General features: G+C 70.8%; 26 protein-coding genes. 19 read left to right on the top strand and 7 right to left on the bottom strand.

The features are described 5' to 3' along the window. The first annotated feature begins 176 nt into the window (after window positions 1-176). From KK087_RS08150 to KK087_RS08110, 9 genes are all read left to right on the top strand, one after another. A complete protein-coding gene (locus KK087_RS08150) occupies window positions 177-2,231 on the top strand; it encodes an MDR family MFS transporter (protein ID WP_214564795.1) in 2,055 nt (684 codons plus the stop codon). Window positions 2,232-2,305: 74 nt separating this feature from the next. Next, window positions 2,306-2,890, top strand: a complete 585-nt coding sequence (locus tag KK087_RS08145) for a TetR/AcrR family transcriptional regulator (protein ID WP_214544241.1) — start codon at window positions 2,306-2,308, stop codon at window positions 2,888-2,890. Between the two features lie 337 nt (window positions 2,891-3,227). Beyond that, window positions 3,228-4,565, top strand: coding sequence for an enolase C-terminal domain-like protein (locus tag KK087_RS08140; RefSeq protein ID WP_214564794.1), 1,338 nt, complete (start codon window positions 3,228-3,230; stop codon window positions 4,563-4,565). A 45-nt stretch (window positions 4,566-4,610) separates the two neighbouring features. Then, entirely contained in the window at window positions 4,611-5,846 is a 1,236-nt protein-coding gene (locus tag KK087_RS08135; RefSeq protein WP_250900937.1) for an ABC transporter substrate-binding protein, read from the top strand. 166 nt (window positions 5,847-6,012) lie between these two features. Then, the gene (locus KK087_RS08130) at window positions 6,013-6,987 is read left to right on the top strand and encodes a carbohydrate ABC transporter permease (RefSeq protein ID WP_214564792.1); all 975 of its coding nucleotides are present in this window, start codon (window positions 6,013-6,015) and stop codon (window positions 6,985-6,987) included. Then, complete coding sequence (locus tag KK087_RS08125; protein WP_214564791.1) at window positions 6,980-7,870, top strand: carbohydrate ABC transporter permease; 891 nt, start codon at window positions 6,980-6,982, stop codon at window positions 7,868-7,870. The genes KK087_RS08130 and KK087_RS08125 overlap by 8 nt, the downstream gene beginning before the upstream one ends. A 51-nt stretch (window positions 7,871-7,921) precedes the next feature. Then, complete coding sequence (locus KK087_RS08120) at window positions 7,922-9,247, top strand: alpha-L-fucosidase (protein ID WP_214564790.1); 1,326 nt, start codon at window positions 7,922-7,924, stop codon at window positions 9,245-9,247. Next, on the top strand, window positions 9,247-9,654 hold the full coding sequence (locus KK087_RS08115) for an L-rhamnose mutarotase (protein WP_250900936.1): 408 nt from the start codon (window positions 9,247-9,249) through the stop codon (window positions 9,652-9,654). The genes KK087_RS08120 and KK087_RS08115 overlap by 1 nt, the downstream gene beginning before the upstream one ends. Next, on the top strand, window positions 9,651-10,610 hold the full coding sequence (locus KK087_RS08110) for an aldo/keto reductase (protein WP_214564789.1): 960 nt from the start codon (window positions 9,651-9,653) through the stop codon (window positions 10,608-10,610). Before KK087_RS08115 ends, KK087_RS08110 begins: the two co-directional genes overlap by 4 nt. Before the next feature lie 90 nt (window positions 10,611-10,700). Here KK087_RS08110 and KK087_RS08105 read toward each other — a convergent pair whose 3' ends face one another. The 6 genes from KK087_RS08105 to KK087_RS08080 all read right to left on the bottom strand — a co-directional run bounded on the left by KK087_RS08105 (window position 10,701) and on the right by KK087_RS08080 (window position 14,815). Next, window positions 10,701-10,985 carry a GlsB/YeaQ/YmgE family stress response membrane protein gene (locus KK087_RS08105; protein ID WP_214528705.1) on the bottom strand — a complete coding sequence of 95 codons (285 nt, stop codon included), beginning with the start codon at window positions 10,983-10,985 and terminating at the stop codon, window positions 10,701-10,703. A gap of 101 nt (window positions 10,986-11,086) precedes the next feature. Continuing rightward, window positions 11,087-11,764 (bottom strand): FadR/GntR family transcriptional regulator, encoded by a 678-nt coding sequence (locus KK087_RS08100; RefSeq protein WP_214564788.1) that lies wholly within the window; start codon window positions 11,762-11,764, stop codon window positions 11,087-11,089. Window positions 11,765-11,864: 100 nt separating this feature from the next. Continuing rightward, on the bottom strand, window positions 11,865-12,650 hold the full coding sequence (locus KK087_RS08095; RefSeq protein WP_214564787.1) for an SDR family NAD(P)-dependent oxidoreductase: 786 nt from the start codon (window positions 12,648-12,650) through the stop codon (window positions 11,865-11,867). After that, entirely contained in the window at window positions 12,650-13,498 is an 849-nt protein-coding gene (locus KK087_RS08090) for a fumarylacetoacetate hydrolase family protein (RefSeq protein WP_214564786.1), read from the bottom strand. Before KK087_RS08090 ends, KK087_RS08095 begins: the two co-directional genes overlap by 1 nt. 42 nt (window positions 13,499-13,540) lie before the next feature. Then, window positions 13,541-14,410 (bottom strand): amidohydrolase family protein, encoded by an 870-nt coding sequence (locus tag KK087_RS08085; RefSeq protein WP_214564785.1) that lies wholly within the window; start codon window positions 14,408-14,410, stop codon window positions 13,541-13,543. 135 nt (window positions 14,411-14,545) lie between these two features. Further along, window positions 14,546-14,815: a glutaredoxin family protein gene (locus KK087_RS08080; RefSeq protein ID WP_017888006.1), complete on the bottom strand. Its 270-nt coding sequence runs from the start codon at window positions 14,813-14,815 to the stop codon at window positions 14,546-14,548. A 74-nt stretch (window positions 14,816-14,889) separates the two neighbouring features. Here KK087_RS08080 and KK087_RS08075 point away from each other — a divergent pair, with 74 nt between their 5' ends. The 8 genes from KK087_RS08075 to KK087_RS08040 all read left to right on the top strand — a co-directional run bounded on the left by KK087_RS08075 (window position 14,890) and on the right by KK087_RS08040 (window position 23,076). Next, window positions 14,890-15,909, top strand: coding sequence for a PrsW family intramembrane metalloprotease (locus KK087_RS08075; protein ID WP_214564784.1), 1,020 nt, complete (start codon window positions 14,890-14,892; stop codon window positions 15,907-15,909). A gap of 43 nt (window positions 15,910-15,952) precedes the next feature. Next, window positions 15,953-17,668 carry an adenosylhomocysteinase gene (locus KK087_RS08070; protein WP_214564783.1) on the top strand — a complete coding sequence of 572 codons (1,716 nt, stop codon included), beginning with the start codon at window positions 15,953-15,955 and terminating at the stop codon, window positions 17,666-17,668. Next, window positions 17,665-19,044 (top strand): amidohydrolase family protein, encoded by a 1,380-nt coding sequence (locus KK087_RS08065; protein WP_214564782.1) that lies wholly within the window; start codon window positions 17,665-17,667, stop codon window positions 19,042-19,044. The genes KK087_RS08070 and KK087_RS08065 overlap by 4 nt, the downstream gene beginning before the upstream one ends. Continuing rightward, window positions 19,041-19,538 (top strand): cupin domain-containing protein, encoded by a 498-nt coding sequence (locus KK087_RS08060; protein ID WP_250892766.1) that lies wholly within the window; start codon window positions 19,041-19,043, stop codon window positions 19,536-19,538. The genes KK087_RS08065 and KK087_RS08060 overlap by 4 nt, the downstream gene beginning before the upstream one ends. Window positions 19,539-19,563: 25 nt before the next feature. Continuing rightward, complete coding sequence (locus KK087_RS08055) at window positions 19,564-20,355, top strand: DUF3800 domain-containing protein (protein ID WP_214544230.1); 792 nt, start codon at window positions 19,564-19,566, stop codon at window positions 20,353-20,355. A 243-nt stretch (window positions 20,356-20,598) separates the two neighbouring features. Next, window positions 20,599-21,420: an ABC transporter substrate-binding protein gene (locus KK087_RS08050; RefSeq protein WP_214544229.1), complete on the top strand. Its 822-nt coding sequence runs from the start codon at window positions 20,599-20,601 to the stop codon at window positions 21,418-21,420. A 4-nt stretch (window positions 21,421-21,424) separates the two neighbouring features. After that, the gene (locus KK087_RS08045; protein WP_214564781.1) at window positions 21,425-22,303 is read left to right on the top strand and encodes an amino acid ABC transporter permease; all 879 of its coding nucleotides are present in this window, start codon (window positions 21,425-21,427) and stop codon (window positions 22,301-22,303) included. Further along, entirely contained in the window at window positions 22,300-23,076 is a 777-nt protein-coding gene (locus tag KK087_RS08040) for an amino acid ABC transporter ATP-binding protein (RefSeq protein WP_214528694.1), read from the top strand. Before KK087_RS08045 ends, KK087_RS08040 begins: the two co-directional genes overlap by 4 nt. Here KK087_RS08040 and KK087_RS08035 read toward each other — a convergent pair. Further along, the gene (locus tag KK087_RS08035) at window positions 23,073-24,038 is read right to left on the bottom strand and encodes an NAD(P)H-quinone oxidoreductase (protein ID WP_214564780.1); all 966 of its coding nucleotides are present in this window, start codon (window positions 24,036-24,038) and stop codon (window positions 23,073-23,075) included. The genes KK087_RS08040 and KK087_RS08035 overlap by 4 nt on opposite strands. Before the next feature lie 148 nt (window positions 24,039-24,186). Here KK087_RS08035 and KK087_RS08030 point away from each other — a divergent pair, with 148 nt between their 5' ends. Both KK087_RS08030 and KK087_RS08025 read left to right on the top strand, forming a co-directional pair. After that, on the top strand, window positions 24,187-24,594 hold the full coding sequence (locus tag KK087_RS08030; RefSeq protein ID WP_214528692.1) for a hypothetical protein: 408 nt from the start codon (window positions 24,187-24,189) through the stop codon (window positions 24,592-24,594). Continuing rightward, entirely contained in the window at window positions 24,594-25,073 is a 480-nt protein-coding gene (locus KK087_RS08025; protein ID WP_214564779.1) for a hypothetical protein, read from the top strand. The genes KK087_RS08030 and KK087_RS08025 overlap by 1 nt, the downstream gene beginning before the upstream one ends. The last annotated feature ends 41 nt before the right edge of the window (window positions 25,074-25,114 follow it).

Raw genomic sequence — 25,114 nt, 5'->3', positions numbered from 1 at the left:
GGCGCGTCCCCCGGGTCACCCTGAGAACCCGTACACGAACGTGCACCATCGGCAACTTTGCGTTGGTGGCAAAGGTGCTGGCGGTGTAAAGTTGCAGAGCCTGCAAGGTTGACCCTCGTTCGGGGTCCCGCCCGGGCCGACGACCACCACGCCACATCCCCTGTGAGGAACCCCGCATGTCCACTGCCACCGCACCCGTCGAGGTGTCGCGCGGACGACAGGACTCCCCGGCGAACACGCCGGGCAAGCCGATCATGTCGCACCGCCAGATCCTGCTCGTCATCTACGGCCTGATGGCGGGCATGTTCCTGTCGTCGCTCGACCAGACCATCGTCGGCACCGCGATCCGCACCATCGGCGACGACCTGCACGGCCTCGACCAGCAGGCCTGGGTCACGACCGCGTACCTGATCGCGTCGACCATCACGACCCCGATCTACGGCAAGCTGTCGGACGTCTTCGGCCGCCGCCCGCTCTACATCTTCGGCATCGTGGTCTTCATCCTCGGCTCGCTGCTGTCGACCATCTCGACGTCGATGACCATGCTCGCCGCCTTCCGCGCGTTCCAGGGCGTCGGTGCCGGTGCGCTGATGTCGCTGCCGCTCGCGATCATGGGCGACATCCTCGCCCCGCGTGAGCGCGCGAAGTACCAGGGGTACTTCCTCGCCGTGTTCGGTATCTCGTCCGTGATCGGCCCGCTCATCGGTGGCCTGTTCGCCGGCGCGAGCTCGATCATCGGCATCACCGGCTGGCGATGGGTCTTCCTGATCAACGTGCCGATCGGCGTCGCCGCGCTGCTCATGGTGATCGCGTTCCTGCACCTGCCGAAGTTCGGCGAGGCGAAGGCCAAGCCGCGCATCGACTGGTGGGGCGCGACCTCGGTCATCGTCACGCTGGCGCCGCTGCTCCTCGTCGCGGAGCAGGGTCGCACGTGGGGCTGGGGCTCGGCGAGCGCGATCGCCTGCTACGTGATCGGTGTGCTCGGCCTCGTCGCGTTCCTGGTGATCGAGACCCGCATGCAGGACGACGCGATCATCCCGCTCAAGCTGTTCCGCTCGAGCACGTTCTCGATGGCGACGATCCTGGGCTTCCTGGTCGGCTTCGCGATGTTCGGCGCGATGCTCACCATCCCGCTCTACCTGCAGATCGTCACGGGTCTGACCCCGACGCAGTCCGGGTTCGCGACCCTGCCCATGATCGGCGGCCTGATGATCGCCTCGATCGCGTCGGGGCAGATCGTGGCGCGCACCGGCCGCTACCGGATCTTCCCGGTCATCGGCACGGCCCTCGTGTCGCTCGGCTACGTCGTCCTGACGTTCATGACGATCGACAAGCCGCTGTGGTTCCTGATGATCGGCATGTTCCTGATCGGCCTCGGGCTCGGACAGCTCATGCAGAGCATCACCCTGGCTTCGCAGAACTCGGTGCAGCCGCGGGACATGGGCGTCGCGACGTCGTCGGCCACGTTCTTCCGGCAGATCGGTGGCACGCTCGGCACCGCCGTCCTGCTCTCCGTGCTGTTCTCGCTCATGCCGACGAACATCCTGCACGCCACGGCGGACGAGTCGAACCTGAAGCCCGCTCTCAGTGCGGCGCTCGACCCGGAGGTCGCCAGCGAGAAGGCCAACCAGGGTGTGATGGACCAGATCTGGGACCCGATCGTCACCCCGCTGCAGCAGCAGGTGCAGTCCGGCCTCGACACCGCCACCGACCGGGTGACCCAGGCCACCGCCGGGGCTCCCGACGCCGTGCAGCAGCAGGCACTCACCGCCGCCGCGGACAAGGCGCACGCCAGCGTGCAGGACGGCCGGCTCGTCGTCGACTGGTCCGACTCGGCGCAGCGCACCTACTGGGTCGACCAGCTCGCACCGGAGTTGTCGAAGCAGATCGACAAGGGCGCGAACGACTCGAGCGACTCGAACGCCGAGACGAGTGACACGTCGTACCTCAACGGTGCGGACGCAGCCCTGACCCGGCCGTTCATGTCCGGGTTCAACGCCTCGGCCGTGACGGTCTACTGGGTCGGCTTCGCAGTGATCCTGCTCGCGTTCGTCCTGAGCTTCTTCTTCAAGGCGCCGCCGCTCCGCAAGAGCTCGGCCCTGCAGGAGCAGGCGGACGACGCCGGCACCGCCGACGACCTCGAGGTGCAGGCCGTGCGGGCCGCGGACGCGATGGGCTCGCCCACCGCGCCCGGCACCGGTTCGATCCCGGTCCAGCGTGACCGCGCGTAGGACCCGACCGGGGCCTCCCGCCACCCGGCGGGAGGCCCCGCCCAGCAGGACCCGTTCCACCCGAGGAGCAGCACGTGAGCACCACCGAAGGGCCGACGACCGGCGAGTGCGGCCTGCGGGAGCGCAAGAAGCAGCAGACCCGGCAGGCGATCCACGAGGCCGCGCTGGCACTGGTGTCCGACCGGGGCCTGGCCGGCGTCACGGTCGAGGAGATCTGCGCCGACGCCGGAGTCTCGCCCCGCACGTTCTTCAACTACTTCCCGTCGAAGGGTGACGCGGCCCTCGGGCTCCCCGACAGCTCGGTCCCCGAAGCCGCTCGGCAGGCGTTCCTGACCGCCGAGGGCCTGCTGGTGTCGAACCTCTGCGACCTCGTCGCCGACACTGTGACACTGCCCGCTGACCGGCGCCGCATGAAGGAACTCGTGCAGGCGCGGCCGGAGATCGTGCCCGCGATGCTGCAGTGGATGGCCCGGGCCAGGCTCGCCGTGTTCGAGGTCGCTGCTGAGCGGACCGACGTCGACTCGGCGCGGACGGCGGTGACGCTCGTCATGGCGGCGCTCGTCGAGTCGGCGCACCGCTTCGCCGACGGCTCGCGCGACGAGCTGGCGGACCGCCTCCGCGGCGTGGTGGCCGAGATGGGCCGGCTCGCCACCGCCTGAAGCGCGCCCACGGACGGGAGGTGGGATGCGGTTCGGACCCGCACCGCGCCTCCCGTCCGTGGTCTGGTCGCACCCCCTTTGCCGAAGCGACAGGTGTGCGTGCTCCGCTGTCGACGGTCCCGCGAGCGCGACAGATCCCCCCGAACAGTTCGCGGGGATCTGTCGCTTTCGCGGATCGGCCACAGGGATCGACGGGCCGGCGCACCCCACGCCAGTCATCGGACGGTTGCGAGCCGACTTTCGCCAAAACGGCATGAACAGGCCTCTTGACGCGCAAGACATCGGATGTTTTGATTGCACCGTTCGGTCGACGGAGACCGGACGGCAGGAGACACAGATGAGCCGCATCACCGGTCTGCACGTGCACGACATCCGGTTCCCGACCTCGCGGGAGCACGACGGGTCCGATGCCATGAACCCCGCACCCGACTACTCCGCCGCCTACGTCGAGATCACCACCGACGCGCTCGACGGCCTGGTCGGCACCGGCTTCGTCTTCACCATCGGCCGCGGCAACGAGGTGCAGGAGTCGGCGATCGCGGCGCTTCGTGGCTACGTCGTCGGTGCCGAAGCCGAGGCCGTCCTCGCCGACATGGGCGGCACCTGGCGCGCGATGGTGCACGACTCGCAGCTGCGGTGGCTCGGGCCGGAGAAGGGCGTGATGCACATGGCGATCGGCGCCGTCGTGAACGCCCTGTGGGACCTCCGGGCGAAGCGTGCGGGGCAGCCGCTCTGGGCACTGCTCGCCGACCTGCGCCCCGAGGAACTCGTCGACCTGGTGGACTTCCGGTACCTGACCGACGCGATCACCCCGGCCGAGGCGCTCGAGCTGTTGCGCGCCGCCGAACCGCTGCGCGCCGAACGCCGAGCCCGCCTGGAGCGCGAGGGCTACCGCGCCTACACGACGACCCCGGGCTGGCTCGGCTACGACGACGAGAAGCTCGCGCGGCTGTGCCGGGAAGCCGTGGACGACGGGTTCACCCAGATCAAGCTCAAGGTCGGCGGCGACGTGGACGAGGACGTCCGCCGGATGGGCATCGCCCGCGCCACCGTCGGCCCGGACGTCCGGATCGCGATCGACGCGAACCAGCGCTGGGACGTCGACGAGGCCGTCGCGTGGATCGACCGGCTCCGCCCCTTCGACGTCGCGTGGGTCGAGGAACCGACGAGCCCGGACGACATCCTCGCCCACGCCGAGATCGCCCGACGCATCGCCCCGATCCCGGTCGCGACGGGGGAGCACATGGCGAACCGGGTGATCGCGAAGCAGCTGATCCAGGCCGGGTCGATGTCGGTGCTGCAGATCGACGCCACCCGGGTCGCCGGGGTGAACGAGAACCTGGCGATCCTGCTCCTCGCCGCCAAGCACGGCGTCCGCGTCTGCCCGCACGCCGGCGGTGTCGGCCTGTGCGAGGCGGTGCAGCACCTGTCGATGTTCGACGCGGTCGCCCTGACCGGTGACCTCGACACCCGTTGCATCGAGTTCGTCGACCACCTGCACGAGCACTTCGTGACCCCGGTCGACGTCCACGACGGCCGCTACTGGCCGCCGACCGCGCCCGGCGCCGGCACCGAGCTGCTCGCAGACACCCTGACCACCCACGCGTTCCCGGACGGCCCGGTCTGGGGCGAGTCCGATCCCGATCGGGTGCCGGACGCCGTCCGGGTCGCCTGAACACCCCACCGCACACCCCATCACCACGACGAAGTGGAGACACCGATGCAACGACGACGCACCGCCGGACTGGCGGCAGCAGCAGCTGCCGTGCTCGTGCTCACCGGCTGTTCCGCTGGCAGCAGCGCCAGTGACGGCCAGTCCGAGGACTCCCTCACCTGGGCCATGTGGATCGCCGGGAAGGAGGACAAGGCCGCGTGGCAGAAGGTCGCGGACACGGTCAAGACCGACGACGACGTGGACGTCTCGATCCAGGGTTCCCCCTTCAACGACTACTGGACCAAGCTCCGCACGCAGTTGTCCACCGGCACCGCACCCTGCATCGTGAGCATCCAGTCGCTCCGCGCCGCGAACTACACGGACGTGCTCGTCCCGATCGACGACATGGCGAAGCAGGCCGACCTCGACCTGAGCGAGTACGACCAGACCGGGCTCGACGGCATGGAGGTCGACGGCAAGCTCTACGGGCTGCCGTACGACACCGGGCCCATGGTCATGTTCTACAACAAGGACATCTTCGAGAAGGCGGGCGTCGACGAGCCGAAGCCGGGCTGGACGGTCGACGAGTTCGAGGACGCCGCGGAGCAGCTCAAGGCCGCTGGTACGCCGATCTGGGGCACGAGCGTCGAGGACATCCCCCTCGAGTCGATGATCCTCGGCTACAACGGTGGCCGGGTGATCGACGCCGACGGCACGCTCGACGCGACGAACGCGGAGTTCGCCGAAGGGCTCGACTGGATCGGCGGTCTGGTGAAGGACGGCTACGCCACGCAGGCGAGCACCGACGGCTCCACCGACGACAACGCGTTCGTGTCCGGTGACGTCGCGATGTACAGCGACGGCCCCTGGTCGATCATCAGCCAGAAGGCCAAGGTGCAGTTCGACCTCGGCATCACGACGATCCCCTCGGGCACGGACGGACCCAGCTCGTTCGCCGCCGGGTCGGGTTTCGGCATCTCGAAGCAGTGCAAGTACCCCGAGCAGGCGTTCAAGGCCATCACCACGATGACGAACGAGGCCACGCTCACCTCGCTCGCCGAGCAGGGGCGCGCCTTCCCGGCGCGCACCGCGGCGCAGCAGGCCTGGTACGACAACGCCGGCATCGACGGGGTCGAGGACGCGTTGAAGACCGGGCTCGAGAACGCCACCCCGCTGCCCGGCAACAAGCAGAGCGACCAGCTCAACCAGCTCTTCGCGCAGTACGCCCTGCAGGCGGTGAACGGACAGACCTCCGGCAAGGAGACGATGTCGTCCATCGCGAGCCAGCTCGGCTCGCAGTGACGGGCGTCACCCCCTGACGGACGGGCGCGGCCCGCTTCGAGCGACGCGAAGCGTTGCGCGGGCCGCGCCGACGGAGCCTGCGGAGGCGCGGGTCGACCCCGCCCCGCGCCTCCCGGTCCGTCCCATCCCCTGACCAGGACCGCGCGAACGACGAGGAGGTCGTCGCATGACCACCATCCAGGACCCACCCGCCGAGGCGGCGCTGCCCGCCCCCGCGGTCGCGGTCGCGACCGGCGCGGCCCCGCGCCGGAAGGACAGCGGCACCGACGCCGAGCTCGGCCGCCGCTCCTGGTGGGGCGCCGCCTTCGCCGCTCCGCACTCGATCGGCCTCGTCGTGTTCACGGCGTTCCCGATCCTCGCGTCGCTCGTCGTCAGCTTCATGAACTGGCCGATGCTCGGCGAACGCTCGTGGGCCGGCCTGTCGAACTACGCGCAGCTGTTCTCCGACCCGATCTTCCGGACCGTGACGCTGAACACCGTGCTGTTCGTCGTGCTCTACGTGCCGCTCAACCTGGTCGTGTCCCTCGGGCTCGCGGCCTGGCTCACGCCGAAGATCCGCCACCGACACGTCTTCCGGGTGTTGTTCTTCATCCCGACCATCACACCGATCGTCGCGAACGTCGTCGTCTGGCGGATGCTGTACCAGCCGGGCGGTGCCATCGACGCGACGCTGCAGTCGACCGTCGGCGTGAACGCCCCGAACTTCCTGGCCGACGACGACTGGGCCATGCTCGCCGTCGTCGCGATGAGCGTCTGGCAGGGGTTCGGCTACAACATGCTGATCTTCTCGGCGGCGCTCGACTCGGTGCCCGAGAACCAGATCGAGGCTGCGCAGCTCGACGGGGCGAACGCCTGGCAGATGTTCTGGCGGATCAAGTTCCCGCTCATCTCGCCGTCGATCTTCTTCGCGACGATGATGACCCTGATCACCTCGTTCCAGGTGTTCGTGCAGCCGTTCGTCCTGACGAAGGGCGGCCCCGGAACCGCCACCGAGACCCTCGTGCAGTACATCTACAACACGGGGTTCCAGACCCAGCAGCTCGGACTCGCATCCGCCGGGGCGTGGGTGCTGTTCGTCATCATCCTCGGCATCACGGCCATCCAGTTCCTCGGACAGAAGCGGTGGGTGCACTATGACTGAACTGACCTCGTCCAACCGGACGATCAACCCGCGGGCGCTGCCCCGCACGCACCGGCAGACCGGCCGGGTGCGCCACGCGGTGGGCTACGTGCTGCTCTGCCTGGTGGCCCTGCTGTTCGTCTCGCCGCTCATCTACATGGTGGCGACGAGCCTGAAGCCGTCGGCCGACGTGTTCACGACCCCGCCGACACTGTGGGGCTCGTCGATCGAGTGGGGCAACTACGCACAGGCGTTCACGTACCTGCCGTTCGCCCGGTTCATCCTGAACGGCGTCGTCGTCGCCGCGGCTGGCACGGCGATCAACGTCGCCGTCGCGGTGCTGTCCGGCTACGCGTTCTCACGACTGCGCTGGCGCGGCCGGAACACGGTGTTCGTCCTGTTCCTGGCGACGCTGATGATCCCGCAGGACGTCCTCGTCATCCCGATGTACGTGATGATGCAGGGCTTCGGGTGGGTCGACACGTTCCAGGCGCTCATCATCCCGTGGGCGTTCACGGCACTCGGTGCGTTCCTGGTGCGGCAGTTCTTCCTCACCGTGCCGCAGGAACTCGACGACGCCGCCCGGGTGGACGGAGCCGGAGCGATCCGGACGTTCTTCTCGGTGATGCTCCCGCTGGCCCGGCCGACGATGGCGGTCCTCGCCGTGTTCTCGTTCATCGCGTACTGGAACTCGTTCCTCTGGCCGCTCGTCATCGTGAACGACGTCGAGGCCCGTGGCACCATCCCGCTCGGCCTGCAGCAGTTCTTCGGGCAGCAGGGCTCCGAGTGGAACCTCGTGATGGCGGCGTCGGTGATCTCGATGCTGCCCACGGTGATCCTGCTGATCCTGCTCCAGAAGCACCTCGTCAAGGGGATCGTCACCAGCGGTCTCGGCGGCCGGTGACACCGCCGACCGTCCCCCCCCTCGCCCTCCACTGAAAGGAACACTGGCCTCATGACCATCACCGCACCTGCCGAGCCGCAGACCGCGACCGACTCCGCGGGGTTCCCCGCGTGGTTCTCCCACGACCGGTTCGGCATGTTCATCCACTGGGGGCTGTACGCCCTGCCGGCACGGCACGAGTGGGTGAAGAACCGCGAACGGATCACCGACGCGGACTACCAGAAGTACTTCGACCACTTCGACCCGGACCTGTTCGACGCCGCCGACTGGGCCCGCCGTGCTCGAGCGGCGGGGATGAAGTACGTCGTCCTCACCACCAAGCACCACGAGGGCTTCTGCCTGTGGGACACCGCGCTCACCGACTACAAGTCCACGAACACCCCCTTCGGTCGGGACATCGTGCGGGAGTTCGTCGACGCCGTCCGTGCCGAGGGGCTGCGGGTCGGTTTCTACCACTCGCTCATCGACTGGCACCACCCGGACTTCACCGTCGACGGCGTGCACCCCCGGCGCGACGACTCGCCGGAGGAGATCGAGGCGTTCAACGAGGGCCGCGACATGTCGCGCTACCGCGAGTACCTCCACGGTCAGATCGAGGAGCTGCTCACCGACTACGGGCAGATCGATTACCTGTTCTACGACTTCTCGTACCGGGACAACGACCACGAGGACATCTGGGGTGGCAAGGGCCGTGACGAGTGGGGGGCCGAGGAGCTCATGGCGCTGACGAAGCGCCTGCAGCCCGGCATCATCGTGAACGACCGGCTCGACATCCCCGGTGACCTGGTCACCCCGGAGCAGTACCAGCCCGACAAGCCGATGGAGGTCGACGGCGTCCCGGTGCCGTGGGAGGCCTGCCAGACGTTGAACGGTTCGTGGGGCTACGACCGCGACAACGTGAACCTGAAGCCGGTCGACCTGCTCGTCCGCATGCTCGTCGACGGCGTCTCGAACAACGGGAACATGCTGCTCAACATCGGGCCGACCGGTCGCGGTGAGTTCGACGGGGTCTCGCGGCAGACACTCGACGGCATCGGGACGTGGATGCACCAGCACGCCCGCTCGGTGTACGGCGCCGGACCCTCGCGGTTCGTCGCCCCGCGGAACACCGTCTACACGCAGAACGGCAACCGCCTGTACCTGCACCTGTTCGCGTGGCCGTTCGAGCACGTGCACCTGCCCGACCTGGCCGGCAAGGTGGCGTACGCGCAGCTGCTCAACGACGCGTCGGAGATCCACTTCCGCGAGATCCCGCCGGGCACCCGGGCGCAGAACACCGGGCTCGGCGGGCAGCCCGCCGGCACCCTCACCCTGACGCTGCCCATCGTGCGGCCCGACGTCGCCGTCCCCGTCGTCGAGCTGTTCCTGCGCGACTGATGCAGCGGATCCTGACACGGACGCGACTGCGGGCCGGGAACGAGGCGGCGTACGACACCGTGCACACCTCGGTCCCGCCCGCGCTCGCGGCGCGACTGCGCGAAGCCGGGGTGCACGACTGGACGATCTGGCGGGACGGGCTCGACCTGGTCCACCTGATCGAGGTCGAGGACCACCGGGCGATGCGCCGGGCGCTCGCCGACGACCCGGTCAACGCCGAGTGGCAGGCGACGATCAACCCGCTGCTCGAGGCGGACGACGACTACTCGGGCGACGACGACGGGGTCCCGCGGGTCTGGTCGCTGGCGGGCCAGGCGGGCCAGGCGGGCCAGGTGGGCCAGGTGGACCAGGTGGACCAGGTGGACCAGGTGGACCAGGTGGACCACGTGGACCAGGTGGACCCGTGACCGACCTCGACCTGGACCGTGGCCCGTTCTGGTTCGGCGGGGCCGGCATCGGCAACCTGCTCCGTCCGGTGTCCGACGCCGACGCCCGCGACACGGTCGACGCCGCCTGGGACGCCGGGGTCCGCGGGTTCGACACGGCGCCGCACTACGGCCTCGGGTTGTCGGAACGACGGCTCGGCGCGGCACTCGCCGACCGCCCCCGCGACTCGTTCCTGGTCTCGACCAAGGTGGGGCGCCTGCTCGTCCCGGGGCGCGGCGGCGGTGACGACCTGGCGTCCGGCGGGTTCGCCGTGCCGGACGACACCGTGCGGCAGTGGGACCCGTCGCCGTCGGGCGTGCGGCGCTCGCTCGAGGAGTCGCTCGGCCGGCTCGGGCTCGACCGCGTCGACGTCGCCTACCTCCACGACCCGGACGTCTACTCGCTCACCGACGGTCTGACCCAGGCGCTGCCGACGCTCGCCGAGCTGCGCGACGAGGGCGTGGTGCGGGCGGTCGGTGTCGGGTCGAACTCCGTCGAGGCGCTGTCGGCGGCCGTCGGCACCGGGCTCTGCGACGTCGTCATGCTCGCCGGGCGGTACACCCTGCTCGAGCAACCGGCGGCGGCACTCGTCGACCGGTGCGCGTCGCTGGGGGTCGCGGTCGTGGCGGTCGGTGTCTACAACTCGGGGGTGCTCGGACTCCCGCGACCGACGGCGGGGGCGACGACGTACGACTACGCCGAGGCCCCGGCGGCGCTGGTCGACCGCGCGAACGCCATCGCGGACGTCTGCGAACGCCACGGGGTCACGCTGCCCGAGGCCGCGCTGGCCTTCCCGCGTCGTGCCCCGGCGGTCGCCGCGATCGCGCTCGGTGCCCAGTCCGCCGACCAGGTGCGCTCGAACGTCGCACGGGCGGCCACCGACGTACCGGAGGCGCTGTGGGACGACCTGCGTGCGGTGGGCCTGCTCGCCGACTGACCCTGCGCACAACCGAAATCACCCCGAACCGCGCGGTTGCGTGGTTCGGGGTGACCGTGGTGGTGCGCCGGCGAGGCCGGCAGGGTGTGACTAGCGGTTGCGCGAGCTGCGGCCCGTGACGCGCACGTAGATGAGCAGCACGATGATCGCGCCGATGATCGACCCGATGATGCCGGCCGGCTGGAAGAAGCCGTCGGCCAGGTCGTGGCGGAAGATCAGGAACCCGAGGAACCCGCCCACGAACGAGCCGATGACGCCGAGCAGGATCGTCATGGGGATGGAGATGTGCTGCTTGCCGGGGACGACGAGTCGTGCGATGGCGCCGGCGATGAGGCCGACGATGATCATTCCGATGATGGTGCCGATGACGCCCATGGTGTTCTCCTTGTTTTGCGGCCGGTCCGAGCAACGGCAGGACGCCGTGCTGTGGGCCGGCAACCGACGAAACACCGGACTCCCTGGGAGGATTCACGGGTTCAGTCGAGTGAGCGCCGCAACCAGCGCTCGACACCCTCGACGTGGGACACCACGAGGGCCTGCACGAGCTGCGGATCGCGCCGTCGGATGGCGTCCACGATGGCGGCGTGCTCGTCGAGCGTCCGCTGCACCGACCCGCTCTGCGTCAGCCCGCGCCACACGCGCACGCGCACGGTCTTGCTCGACAGCGCGTCGAGCAGCCCGGACAGGTACTGGTTGCCGCCGATGCCCGCGATGGTCGAGTGGAACAGCAGGTCGTGGGCGACGAGGTCCTCGACGCCGGTGTCCTCGCCGACGGACTGCATCAGCGTGGCGAGCTCGTCGATCTGCTGCTCCGAGGCGCGGGCGGTCGCCAGGACGGCGGACGCCGGCTCGAGGACGCGCCGCACCTCGAGCAGGTCGACGAGCGACCGGTCGTGGTGCATGTCGACGACGAACGACACCGCCTCGAGCAGGACGCCCGGTTCGAGCGACGTCACGTACGTGCCGTCTCCCCGTCGGACGTCGAGCACACGGATCAGCTCGAGCGCCTTGACCGCTTCACGGAGGCTGTTGCGTGACAGTCCGAGCGATTCGCTCAGTTCCTTCTCGGGCGGGAGGCGCTGGCCGGGTTGGAGCTCACCGCTCACGATCATCTGCTGGATGCGTGCGATCGCATCGTCCGTCAACGACGCCACGTCACCACCTCCTGTGGACCCGGCCGCGTGCGCGACGGGACGTCCCGACGATACCCGGGACGGGCCTCCAGGCCGGACCGGCGGAGCCGCGGGGCGACCATCAGGCCGGCCGCAGCCGGAGGGCCTGCATCCCGCCGTCGACCGCCAGCTCGACGCCCGTCGTCGACCGGGCGAGCGGACTCGTCAGGTAGGCGACCGCCTCGGCGACCTCCGCCGCCTGCACCAGGCGTCCGTGCGGTTGACGAGCCTCGAGCGCGGCGCGTTCGGCATCCGGGTCGTCCGCGGACGACAGCAGTCGTGCGATCCACGGGGTGTCGGCGGTGCCGGGGTTGACGGCGTTGACGCGGATGCCCTCGCGGACGTGGTCGGCGGCCATCGCGCGGGTGAGCGCGGAGATCGCTCCCTTCGTGGCCGAGTAGAGCGCTCGTTGGGGGAGTCCGGCGGTGGCCGCGACGGAGCACGTGTTGACGATGCTCGCGGCGCCGGAGGCCCGGAGGTGGGGGAGCGCGGCGCGGGACAGGCGCACCGCTCCGAGCACGTTGACCTCGTACACCCGGCGCCACTCGTCGTCGGTGTTGTCCTCGACGGTCCCCTGGGCGCCGATGCCGGCGTTGTTCACGAGCACGTCGAGGCCGCCGAGCTGGTCGACGGCCGTGGTGACGGCGGCGCGGACGGACTCGTCTGACGACACGTCGCAGGTGACGGAGACGATCCCGTCGGCGGTGGAGGGCTGCAGGTCGAGCACCGCGACCGCGGCGCCACGGTCCTGCAGCGCGGCCGCGATGGCCGCGCCGATGCCGGAGGCGCCGCCGGTGACGACGGCGCGGAGACCAGCATGGCTGCCGGGCGTTCCGGGGGTGCCGGTCTGGCTGGTGGTGTCGGCCATCAGGCTGCTCCGACCGTCTGGCGCTGTGAACCCAGCCCGTCGGCGGTGAGCTCGAGCACGTCGCCGGGCTGCAGGTACGGCGCGTGCCCGGCGAGGGCGACCCCGGCTGGGGTGCCGGTGCTGATGACGTCGCCCGGGTACAGCACCATGAACTGCGACAGGTACCGGACGATCTCCACCGGCGGGAAGATCATGTCGGCCGTGGTGCCGTCTTGCCGGACCACTCCGTTGACGGTGAGCCGGAGTGCGAGCGCCGCCGGGTCGACCTGGTCGGGCGTGACCAGCCACGGGCCGAGGGGGTTGAACGTCTCGCAGGACTTCCCCTTGTCCCACTGTCCGCCGCGCTCGAGCTGGAAGGCCCGTTCGGAGACGTCGTTCGCGATGGCGTACCCGGCGATGCAGGCGCTCGCGGCCTCGTCGGAGTCGCAGTAGCGGGCGGTCCGCCCGATGACGACCGCGAGTTCGATCTCCCAGTCGGTCTTCTCGCTGCCGCGGGGGATCAGGACCTCGTCGTCCGGGCCGATCACCGTCATCGGGTCCTTCATGAACACGATCGGCTCGGTCGGGATCTCGGCACCGGTCTCGGCGGCGTGGTCGCGGTAGTTCAAGCCGATGCAGACGACCTTGCCGGGGCGGGCCACCGGAGCGCCGCGGCGGAGCCCCTCGGCGTCGGGCAGCGCTCGGACGTCACCGGCGTCGCGCGCATGCCGCACGCGGGCGACCGGATCGGACGCCAGGAACGCCCCGCTGATGTCGGTCGTGATCGGGCGGAGGTCGAGGACCTCGCCGTCGGTGTCGACCGCGACGGGGATCTCGTCGCCCGCGGGGCCGAGTCGTGCGAACTGCATCGTTCCTCGCTCTCCGGCTGCACCGGTGCAACCAAAGACATCCTATGTCTGCCCCGGGGCCCGGACAAGGCTCTCCGTGCTGAGGGTCCTCCCATGCAGGTACGTGCGCTCCGCCGTCCCGCCGAGGACCGCCTGGCGTTCGTCCGGGGTCAGGTCGGCCAGCGCTCCGGTGGTCCGCCGCACCACGTCGTCGTACGTCGTGGCCAGCGTCGAGACCGGCCAGTCGGACCCGAACAGTGACCGCTCCGGGCCGAAGCGCTCGACCACGGCGCGGACGAACCGGTCGACCGGCTGCCGTCGCCAGTCCGGCCCGGCCTCGGTGAACAGTCCGGACACCTTGCAGACGACGTTCGGCCGCGCGGCGAAGTCGTCGATCCGGCCCGGCCACCCCGCGTCCCCGCCCGCGATGTCGGGCTTGCCGGCGTGGTCGAGGACGAACGAACCCCCGGGGACGGAATCGAGCAGCGCGAGGGCCGCCCGGTGCTCGCGTGCGCGGACGAGCACGTCGACGACCAGACCGGCGGCGGACACGGCCCGGACCCCGCGGACGACCTCGGGCCGGGCGAGCCAGTCCGGGTCCGGTTCGTCCTGCGCCTGGTGTCGGATGCCGACCAGGCGGGTGCCGCCGGGTCCCGCGAGCACCGCGGCGATCCGGTCGGAGACGTCGGGGGCGGTCAGGTCCACCCAGCCGACGACCCCGGTGACCGGCTCGGGCTGTTCGAGGAGCCACGTGGTCTCGCCCGGGTCGTGGACGGCCTGCACCACGATCGTCCGGGCCACGCCGGTGCTCCGGGCGGCGGCACGGAGGTCGTCCACGTCGAACCGGCGGCGGATCCGGGAGACCGAGTGGTCCATCCAGGGGTACGGCCGGTCGGCGGGATCCCAGAGGTGGTGGTGAGCGTCGATGATCACGCGCTCATGATGCCCGATTCATCCGATGTCCGCCCGGGGGCCGTTGCGACGACCTTTCGCGCTCGGCGACACCGCACGCGCCACAGTGCCCGTGCGGTGTCGCTGGGCGCGTGGAGTCGCAGCGCCCAGTGCCGCTCAGACGACGCCGGAGGCCTCGAGCTCGGCACGCAGCTCGGCGTCCGACGGCTCGACGAAGTGCTTGCCGTTCGGCAGCACCACGACCGGGATGTTCTTCCGGCCGCTGATCGCCTCGGCACGGTCCGCCGCGGACAGGTCCTGCTCCACGTCGACGTACTCGTAGTCCACGCCGAGGGTGTCGAGCAGCGCCTTGGACCGACGGCAGTCGCGGCACCAGTCGGCACCGAACATGGTCACGCGGTCGGGGGCAGTCGTCGCATCGCTCATGTGCAGAGAGTACGTCGGACGGTCCCCGGACATTCCCGTGTCGCCGCTCGCCCCGCCCGGAGCACCATGTGGCCATGAGCCTGCCCTGGGACACGCCCGTCGCACACCCCCACCACCGGCACGGCTGGTGGTGGAAGACCCTGCTCGTCGGCTTCGTGCTGTGGGTCGTCACGATCGTCGTCACCGTGTCGACGCAGAACACGAACCTCGTGCCGACGATCATCCTGCTCGGCAGCTTCCTCGTGCCGTTCACCGTCGTGCTGTTCGTCATCGAACGGGTCACCGGCACGGTCAGCACGATGCAGCTCGTCACCGCGTTCTTCGTCGGCGGGATCCTCGGCGTGCTCGGGGCGTCACTGCTCGAGGCCGACCTGGAGCAGGGCGCCGGCCTGTACCTGGTCGTCGGCTTCGTGGAGGAGTTCGTCAAGGGCGTCCTGCTCGTCGTCGTGGGGTGGCGCGTCCGCCCGAAGACGGCGAAGCAGGGCGCGCTGCTCGGCGCGACGATCGGTGCCGGGTTCGCCGCGTTCGAGTCGGCCGGCTACGCGTTCAACGCGGCGATCACGGCCCGGGGGATCGACCTCGCCTCGCTCCTGCAGACCGAGGTGGTCCGCGCGGTGCTGGCGCCCGTCGGACACGTGCTCTGGACGGCGATCCTCGGGGCGGTGCTGTTCGGTGCCGCCACCGGACGGGCACGGTTCCGCTGGTCGTGGCCGCCGATCGTCGCGTACGTGGTGGTCTCGGTGCTGCACGGGCTGTGGGACGCCAACGGCACGATCGCGACACTCATCGCGTTCGTCGTGTCCGGGGTCCCGTTCTCTGCCGCGCAGTACGGCATGGTCCCGGCGGCGGTCGGCGGGATCGTGACGACCGTCTACGTGATCGGGCTCGCGATCGTGAGCCTCATCGGCGTCGCCGTGCTGGTCGGGGTGCTCCGCCACCACCGCGGACGCACGCAGGCCCTGCCGGCGCCCGGCGGGTGGGGCGGGACGCAGGCACCCGACGGGTGGGACGGGACGCAGGCACCCGACGGGTGGGACGGGACGCAGGCACCCGACGGGTGGGACGCGACCCCCGGCCCAGACCGGCTGCGCTGAGCCTCCGCCGGGTCGCCGCAGCCGCTCGCCCTACGATTGGCACATGCCGCCAGCACCCGACCCCGAGACGCTGGCCTGGGCCTCGGCGGCCGTCCGGCGCTTCGCCGCAGCGACGAACCTGCTCCTCGCCGCCCGCCGGTTCCGCATCGTCGGTGGCGACCCTCGTGACGCCGCGGCACTCCGGCGCCTGCTGACCGCGCTCGGCGCGCACGAGGCGCAGCAGCCGGACCGGCAGCCGCCGGATCAGCACCTCGACCTCGTCGACCAGCTCTGGTGCCTCGGCACACCCGACGAATCGACCCACGCCGTCGAGCAGGCCGCCGACCGCCCACGCGGCGCGACGCTGATCGTCATCGACGCCGGCCGCCACCTGCCCGCCGTCGACGAGGACGCCTTCGGCCCCGTCACGCCCGCCCGACCCGGCGTGCTCGCCGTCCCGATGCTCTCCGACGACGTGTTCCTCGTCTCCACCGGCCGCGACCCCGAGGACGACCCGGCAGCCCAGGCCCGCCTGCGCTGGGCACGACGCTCGATGCCGGTCGCCCGGTCGGTCGCCGCCGAACTCCGCGACGGCGGGCTCCTGCGCGGCACGCGCATCGGCGTCGCGATGTTCCTCGAGCCCAAGACGGCGGTGCTGAGCCTGCTGCTCCGTGACGCCGGTGCCGAGGTCGTCGTCTACGCCCACGCCGACGAGACCGACGACGCCGTCGCCGAGGCACTGCGGTCCGCCGGCCTGACCGTGTTCGCGAGCAGCACGGCGACGCTCCCCGAGCAGAAGCAGCTGGCCCTCGCGATGCTCGATACGGCGCCGCACATCCTGCTCGACGACGGGTCGCACGTCATCCGGCTCGCCCACCAGGAACGCCCCGACCTCCTGCCGACGATGCTCGGTGCCGCCGAGGAGACCACGAGCGGCCTCCGGCCCCTCCGTGTGCTCGCGGCTCGTGGCGCGCTCGGCATCCCGGTGATCGCCGTGAACGACGCCCGCACCAAGACGTTCTTCGACAACCGGTACGGCACCGGGCAGTCGACGGTGTTCGCGGTGCTCGACCTGGTCGACGAGCTCGCGTCCGGCACACACCGCGTCGTCTCGGGAGGAGCGGCGGTCGTCGCCGGGTTCGGGCACGTCGGCGAAGGGGTCGCCCTGGTGCTCGCCGCCCTCGGGTTCCGGGTGACGGTCGCCGAGACCGACCCGGTCCGCGCCCTGCAGGCACGCTTCGCCGGGTACGCCGTGGCCCCGCTCGTCGAGGCGGTGCGGGACGCCGACCTGGTGATGAGCGCCACCGGGGTGCCGGACACGATCGACCTCGACGTGCTCCGTGCCTGCGCGGACGGTGCCGTGGTCGCCGTCGCCGGTGGGGTGGGCCAGGAGATCGCGACCGACGACGCGCTCGCTGCCGGGGCCGAACGCCAGAGCGTGGGACCGAAGGCCGAGCGGTTCGTGTTCCCCGGGGCCGACGGCGGGCCGATCGTGCTCGACGACGGCGGCTGCATCAACATCACCGCGGCCGAGGGCAACCCCGTCGAGATCATGGACCTGTCCTTCGCCGTGCAGCTCGGCGCCGTCCGCATGCTCCTCGAACGCGGCGACGAACTGGAGCGTGCTGTCGTGCCGATCGACCCCGCGGTCGACGACGCGACCGCCCGCGCGGCGCTCGCCGCGTTCGGGAGCCGACCCGCGCCTCCCGGATCACCAGCGGAGCACCCGGCGGACCGCGAGCCGGACGTCCGGACCCACCGTTTCGGAGACCCGGCATGAGCGCCAGGCAGCACCCGGTCACCGTGCACTCGGCGCGCGTCGTCGTGCCGATGACCGCTCCGCCGATCGCGGACGGCGCGGTGGCCGTGCAGGACGGCCGGATCCTGCACGTCGGTGATCGGTCGTGGGTCATCGACCAGCTCACCGGGTCCGGCGCGACCTTCGCCGAGCGGCAGTGGCGTGGTGCGCTGCTGCCCGGGCTCGTGAACGCACACTCGCACCTGCAGTACACCGGCATGGCCAGTGTTGGCCAGCGTCAGTACGACGGCTTCGAGGACTGGGCCGCAGCGTTCAACGTCGACTACGCCGAACCGCACGACTGGCGGACCGAAGCCGCCGACGGAGCGCGGGCGTCGATCCGCGCCGGCGTCACGAGCATCGCGGACATCGTCACCGACATCGAGGCGTCGACCGCGCTGCAGGACGCCGGGCTCGGGGGCATCGCCTACTGGGAGGTGATGGACTGGGAGAACGACGCCTGGCAGTCACACGGTCGTGACCAGGTGCTCGACGAACTCGACCGGATCCCCACGACCCCCGGAGCCGGCCTGTCACCGCACGCCCCCTACTCGCTCGAGGTCGCCCCGCTGCTCGAACTCCCCGACATCGTGCGACAGCGCGGCCTGCGGTTGCACCTGCACCTGGGCGAAGCGGCGTTCGAGGGCGAGCGCATCGCCCTCGCCCCGGTCCCCGGGCTCGACGGTGTCGACGGCGTCGGCCACGGGAACGACTGGCACCTGGCGAACGTGCCGTCGTTCCGGGCGCTGCGAGCCCTGGGCTTCGGGGCCAGCGCGACCGCGTTCGTCGACCGCCTCGGGGTGCTCGGGCCGGACTGCCACATCGCCCACGGCGTCTACATGACCGCCGCCGACCGGGCCCTGTTGCGCGCCCGCGGCACCGCGGTGGCCCTGTGCCCGCGGTCGAACGCCGTCATCGGCCTCGACCCGCCGCCCGTCGCCGACTACCTGCGCGAGGGGAGCCCCATCGCCATCGGCACCGACTCGCTGTCGTCCTCGCCGTCCCTCGACCTGATGGCCGACGTCACCGCGCTGCACCGGATCGCCCGCGCCCAGGGCTACGGACACCGGGACCTGCACGAGCGGCTGCTCGCGGCGGCGACCCTCGGGGGTGCGCACGCGATGGGGCTCGCCGTCGGGCCGGACCGCATCGGGCACCTCGCCGTGGGGGCGCGTGCCGACCTCGCGGTCTTCGACGTGGACGCCCGCACCGTGCCGGACGCGCTCGCCGAACTCGTCGAGGACGGTGCCGGGCGGGCGGCCGCCACCGTGATCCGCGGGGTCGTCCGGGCCGCCGCGGGCGTCGTCACCGAACCGCACCCGAACCACGCCCCCGACGTCCCCCAGGAGGAACGATGACCGAGACAGCACCCCGCCCCGGGATGGCCGCACGCCGAACCGTCACCGGCGAGCTGATCGAGTGGCTCGACGTGCCGAAGCGCGCGATCGCCCTCGGCATGGAACCGCACCCCGAGGGCGGCTGGTACGTCCGCACCTGGACCTCACCGGCGACGGTCACCACCCCGGCGGGGGACCGTCCGGCCGCCACCCTGATCCACTTCCTGCTGCCCCCGGGCGAGGCTTCCGCCTGGCACCGGGTCGCGAGCGACGAGATCTGGATGTGGCACGGGCCGGACACCGTCGACCTGCAGCTCGGCGGCGACGGTGACGTGCCCGAGCCCGGCGCCACCATCACGCTCGGCCCGGACGCCGGACGTGACCGGGTGAACGACGCGCAGGCGTTCGTGCGCGGCGGGGTGTGGCAGCGGACGATCCCCGGCGACGGCGAGGTGCTGCTGAGCTGCCTGGTGTCGCCGGGCTTCTCGTTCGACGACTTCACGATGGCCGACTGACGTACCACATTGGTATGTTGACCGGATGGAGTCCGGTCGTGTCCCTGCCCTCACCCGAGCTGCACTCGACGCGCCCTTCGAGTTCGCGTACGTGGACGAGACCGGAGACAAGGGTGATCCGGCTGCCTCTCCGGGCGCGACTCGTACCTACACGCTGGGGTGCGTGCTCGTCCCGGGCGGCGACTGGACCGACCGTCTCGACTGGCTGACGGGAGTCCGTCGCGAGATCCGGGACACCTACGGCATCCTCCTGCGTCACGAGCTCAAAGCGAACGTGCTGCTGCGTGGGCGAGGAGACCTGCGCGACCTCGGGCTCGGGGACGGCCAGCGGCGGGACGTGTTCCGGAGGTCGCTCGGTGCGCTGACCGTCGTGGCGTCCGGGGTCTTCGCGGTCGTGATCGACAAGGAAGCCCGGCCGATGGACTACCGGCCAGAGGACCGAGCGTGGACCTACCTGCTCCAGCGTCTCCGGATCCGGTCCGAGCAGACCGGCAAGTCGATCATCCTGGTGCACGACGCGGGCGACGACGCGACGGTCCGCGCGATCCATCGGCGCTTCCGTCGGCACAGTTTCGCGCCAGGGGGTTCTCGTGTCAGTGCGCCGCTGCTCGTCGAGGATCCGGTTCCTCGTGACTCGGCGTCGTCCTACTTCGTCCAGGCGGCCGACCTGGTCGCGTACGCGGGGTTCCGACGGTTCCAGGCACCCGGCGCGAAGACCGGCAGCGTCTGTGACGAGACGATGTGGGACGAACTCCGTCCCGTCTGGCGCACCGAGGTGACGAACGCGCGGCGCGACGCCGTCGTCGTCTGGCCGTGACGGCGTCGGGAACATCCGGAGAACAGAAAGGGGGCGCCCCGTGCTGGGACGCCCCTTGATCTCAGACCTCAGCCGAGCATGCGCCCGGTTCAGCCCGCGTCGCCAGATTACCAGCCCGGCGCCGGCCCGTCGACTGGTGTGTGACACGAGACCGCGTCACCAGGGGCACCCGGAGTCGCATTGGTATCCCACCGCGAAGTACACTTCGACCTGCCCCCACCCCCCTCGCACGAAGGCCCGACCGTGACCCGTCCCCTCCGCTTCACCTTCGCCGTCGCCACCGCCGCGGTCGCCGCCCTCGCCCTGTCGGCCTGCTCCGCCGGCGGCAGCAGCAACGCCGACGGCACCGTGACCGACGGCAAGCTCACGATCGCCACCGGGGACCCGGCGTACTCGCCCTGGATCGAGGACAACGAGCCGGAGTCCGGCAAGGGCTTCGAGTCCGCCGTCGCGTACGCCGTCGCGAAGGAGATGGGCTACGGCAAGTCCGACGTCGTCTGGAAGCGCAGCACGTTCGACAGCGCCATCGCCCCGGGCCCGAAGGACTGGGACCTCAACGTCCAGCAGTTCTCGATCGACGCGAAGCGCAAGAAGGCCGTCGACATGTCGAGCGCCTACTACACGACGACCCAGGCGGTCGTGACGACGTCCGGGTCGGAGGCCGCCGGCGACACCACGATCGCCGCGCTCAAGCAGGACGCCATCGGCGTCGCGACCGGTTCGACGAGCATCGCGAGCGTCAAGGACGTCCTCGGGGTCACCCCGCAGGTGTTCAACTCCAACGACGACGCCGTGCTCGCGCTGAAGTCCGGGCAGATCGACGCGATCGTCACCGACCTGCCGACGGCGTTCTACATGGCCTCGGCACAGGTCGACGACGGCACCGTGTCCGCGCAGTTCCCCGACGACGGCGAGGGCGACCAGTTCGGCTTCGTCCTGCCCAAGGACTCGGAGCTCACGAGCAAGGTCGACGAGGCCCTGAAGACCCTCGACGACGACGGCACCCTTCAGGAGCTGCAGACGAAGTGGCTCTCCTCGGAGACCGGCACGCCGGTCCTGAAGTAACCGGATGACGCTGCCAGCAGGGGCCGGCACCCCGGTCGCCGCACCCGCGCCGAGTCAGGTCGAGCTCGAACGCCGGCTCTACCGTCGTCAGCGTGGCCGTCGCTCCGTCGTGGTGTCGGTCGTCTCCACCCTGGTCGTGCTCGCCGTCGTGTACTTCGGCGTCGTGAACACCCCCGGCTGGGCGGCGGTGCAGCAGTCGTTCTTCGATCCGCAGACCGCGATCGACACGTTCCCGGACATCCTGTCGGGCCTGTGGCTGAACGTCCGGATCCTGTTCTTCAGCGCCATCGGTGTCGCCGTGTTCGGCACGTTGCTCGCGGTCGTCCGGGGCCTGCGCAACCCGGTGTTCTTCCCGCTGCGGATGCTCGCGACCGGCTACACGGACCTCTTCCGCGGTCTGCCGCTCATCATCGTGCTGTACCTGGTCGGCTACGGCATCCCCGGCCTCGGGGTGTTCCCGCGCCTGCCCGCCGAGGTCTGGGGCACGATCGCGATCACCCTGACCTACTCGTCGTACATCGCCGAGGTGCTGCGAGCCGGGATGGAGGCCGTGCACCCCTCGCAGCGGCTCGCCGCCCGGTCGCTCGGGCTCTCGCACGCCAAGACCCTGCGGCTCGTCGTGCTGCCGCAGGCGATCCGCAAGGTCACCCCGGCCCTGATGAACGACTTCGTGTCGATGCAGAAGGACGTCGGCCTGGTGTCGATCCTCGGCGCCGTCGACGCCGTGCGTTCCGCCCAGATCGCCCAGGCGGAGACCTACAACTTCACGCCGTACTTCGTCGCGGGTCTGCTGTTCGTGGTGATCAGCCTGCCGCTGATCCGCGTCACGGACGCGATCGCGCGTCGGCAGCAGCGGCGCGAGCAGATCGGAGGGACCGTATGAGCGAGGCCGGCCTGGAGGCCCGTGGTCCGTCCGGTACGGACGCCGCGGTCCTCGAACTGCGCGGGTTGCGCAAGGCCTTCGGCGAGCACGAGGTCCTGCGTGGCATCGACCTGACGGTCCACCGCCACGAGGTCATCTGCGTCATCGGGGCCTCCGGCTCCGGCAAGTCGACGCTGCTCAAGACGGTCAACCTGCTCGAGGGCATCGACGACGGGGAGATCCTGCTGCAGGGCACGGACATCGCCGACCCCCGCATCGCCGTCGACGCGGTCCGGGCGCGCATCGGCGTGGTGTTCCAGCAGTTCAACCTGTTCCCGCACATGAGCGTGCTCGACAACGTCACGCTCGCCTCCCGTCAGGTGCACGGCATCGGCCGGGCGCAGGCCGAGGAGACCGCGCGGCGGCTGCTCGACCGGATCGGCCTGGCGGAGTTCGCCGATGCGTACCCCGACCGGCTGTCCGGCGGCCAGCAGCAGCGCGTCGCCATCGTCCGGGCCATCGCGTCCGACCCGGAACTCCTGCTGCTCGACGAGGTGACGAGCGCGCTCGACCCCCAGCTCGTCGGCGAGGTGCTCGACCTGGTCACCGAGCTGAAGCGGCAGGGTTCGACGATCCTGATGACGACGCACGAGATGCACTTCGCGCGGAACGTCGCCGACCGGATCGTGTTCCTGCACCGCGGCGAGGTCGTCGAGCAGGGGTCCCCCGCCGACGTCCTCGACCGACCGCAGCACCCCGCGCTCGTCGAGTTCCTCGCCCGCGTGCACGCCTAGGGCGTCAGCAGCACCTTGCCGACCACCTCGCCGTCGCGCACGCGACGGTGGGCCTCCTCGACCTCGGTGAGCGGCAGCACGGAGTCGATGACCGGGCGGACGCTGCCGTCGGCGACGAAGGGCCAGACGTGTTCTCGGACGGCGGCGACGATCGCGGCCTTCTCGGCGAGCGGCCGTGCACGCAGGGTCGTCCCGCTGATCGACGCGCGCTTGCGCATCAGCACCCCGAAGTCGAGCTCGGCGGTGCGGCCGCTGCCCGAGGCGATGACCGCGATGTGCCCGTTCGGGGCGAGTGCCCGCAGGTTCCGCTCCAGGTAGGACGGCCCGACGACGTCGAGCACCACGTCGACGCCGACCCCGTCGGTGAACGCCAGGACGTGCTCCACGAAGTCCTCCGTGCGGTGGTCGATCACCAGGTCGGCACCGAGGTCACGGGACGCGGCGACCTTGCGTTCGCCGCCGCTCGTCGCGATCACCGTCGCACCGAGGGCCTTCGCCCACAGCACGGCGTGCGACCCCATGCCACCCGTGCCGCCGTGCACCAGGAGTGTCTGCCCGGGCCGGAGCCCGGCGAGCATGCCGATGTTGGAGTACACCGTGCAGGCCGCCTCGGGCAGACCGGCGGCCTCGACGAGGCCGACGCCGTCGGGGACCGGGAGCACCTGGGCGACCGGGGCGACGACGAGTGACGCGTACCCGCCACCGGAGAGCAGCGCGCACACCCGGTCGCCCACGGCCACGGAAGCGACCCCTGCACCGACGGCCCGCACCGTGCCGGAGACCTCGAGCCCCAGGACCTCCGAGGCCCCGGGCGGCGGCGGGTAGTTCCCTGCGCGCTGCTGCAGGTCCGCGTTGTTGACACCGGACGCGGCGACCTCGATCAGGACCTCGTCCGTGCCGGGTTCCGGGTCGGGCAGGTCGGTGACGGACATGGACGTGTCGTCGAACGTGATGGCGCGCATGCCCTCGACGGTACGCGCCGAGTCCCGCGGGCTGGTCATCGGGAGCCCACGACCCGGCCGGTCTCCCTGTGGATCTTCCCTGTACGCTCGATGACGGATCTGCACCTCATCCGGGGGAGTGCGGACAGATCGAGGGGGACCCCCAACCATGCCCAAGAAGCTCATCGCGCTGGCCACCGCCGGCCTCGCGCTCACGCTGCTCGCCGGCTGCTCCACCGGGCCGTCCAAGGCCGACCAGTGCACGCAGTTCGAGAAGACCGTCAAGTCCGCAGCCCAGGGCGTCCAGTCCGAGGCCGCCAACCTGCAGTCCGACCCGGACGCGGCCGTCACGAAGCTCAAGGAGCTCGACGAGAAGATCTCCGACGGCGTCGACGACCTGTCGGACGACGACCTGAAGACCAAGGGCGAGGCCTTCGAGGAAGCCTACGGCGACCTGGTCGACGACATCGAGGACATCGCGAACGACCCGCAGTCGGCCGACGTCTCGGCCCTGACGAAGTCCAGCACCAAGGTGCAGGACGCCGGCAACGCCTTCCAGAAGGAGTGCAACTCCTGATGCGCCGCACACTCACCGCACTGGCCACCGCCGGCCTCGCGCTCACGCTGCTCGCCGGCTGCTCGGGCGGCTCGTCCGACGGCGGATCGTCCGGCGGCGACTCGGGGTCGTCCAGCGCACCCTCGGCGTCGAAGACCGCCGCGGCAGCACCCGCACAGAGCAAGCAGGAAGCCTGCTCCCTGCTCGAGAACGAACTCGCGTCGTTCCTCAAGGAGCAGGGTTCGAACTCGGCCCCGGCCGAACCGAAGGCCCGCGCGGCGCTCATCGAGGAGTTCGTCCAGCGCATCGACTCGGCGCTGACCAAGGTCTCGAACGATCAGGTGCACGACACGTTCGAGGACTTCTCCGGCGCGGCGAAGGGCTACAGCTCCGCCATCCGCTCCGGTGCGGCCGAGGACTCGGCCGAGGTCAAGACGGCCCAGACCGAGGTGCAGACCACGCTCGACCAGGTCTCGGCGGTCTGCCCCGCCAAGAGCTGAGCGACGCCGGAACCGCACGGCACACGACGACGCCCCGTCCC

The sequence above is a fragment of the Curtobacterium aurantiacum genome, from assembly GCF_018598555.1.
GTDB classification, from domain to species: Bacteria; Actinomycetota; Actinomycetes; order Actinomycetales; family Microbacteriaceae; genus Curtobacterium; species Curtobacterium aurantiacum.
The sequence above is the reverse complement of the archived record's forward strand: the minus strand, read 5'-3'. Positions and strand labels throughout refer to the sequence as shown.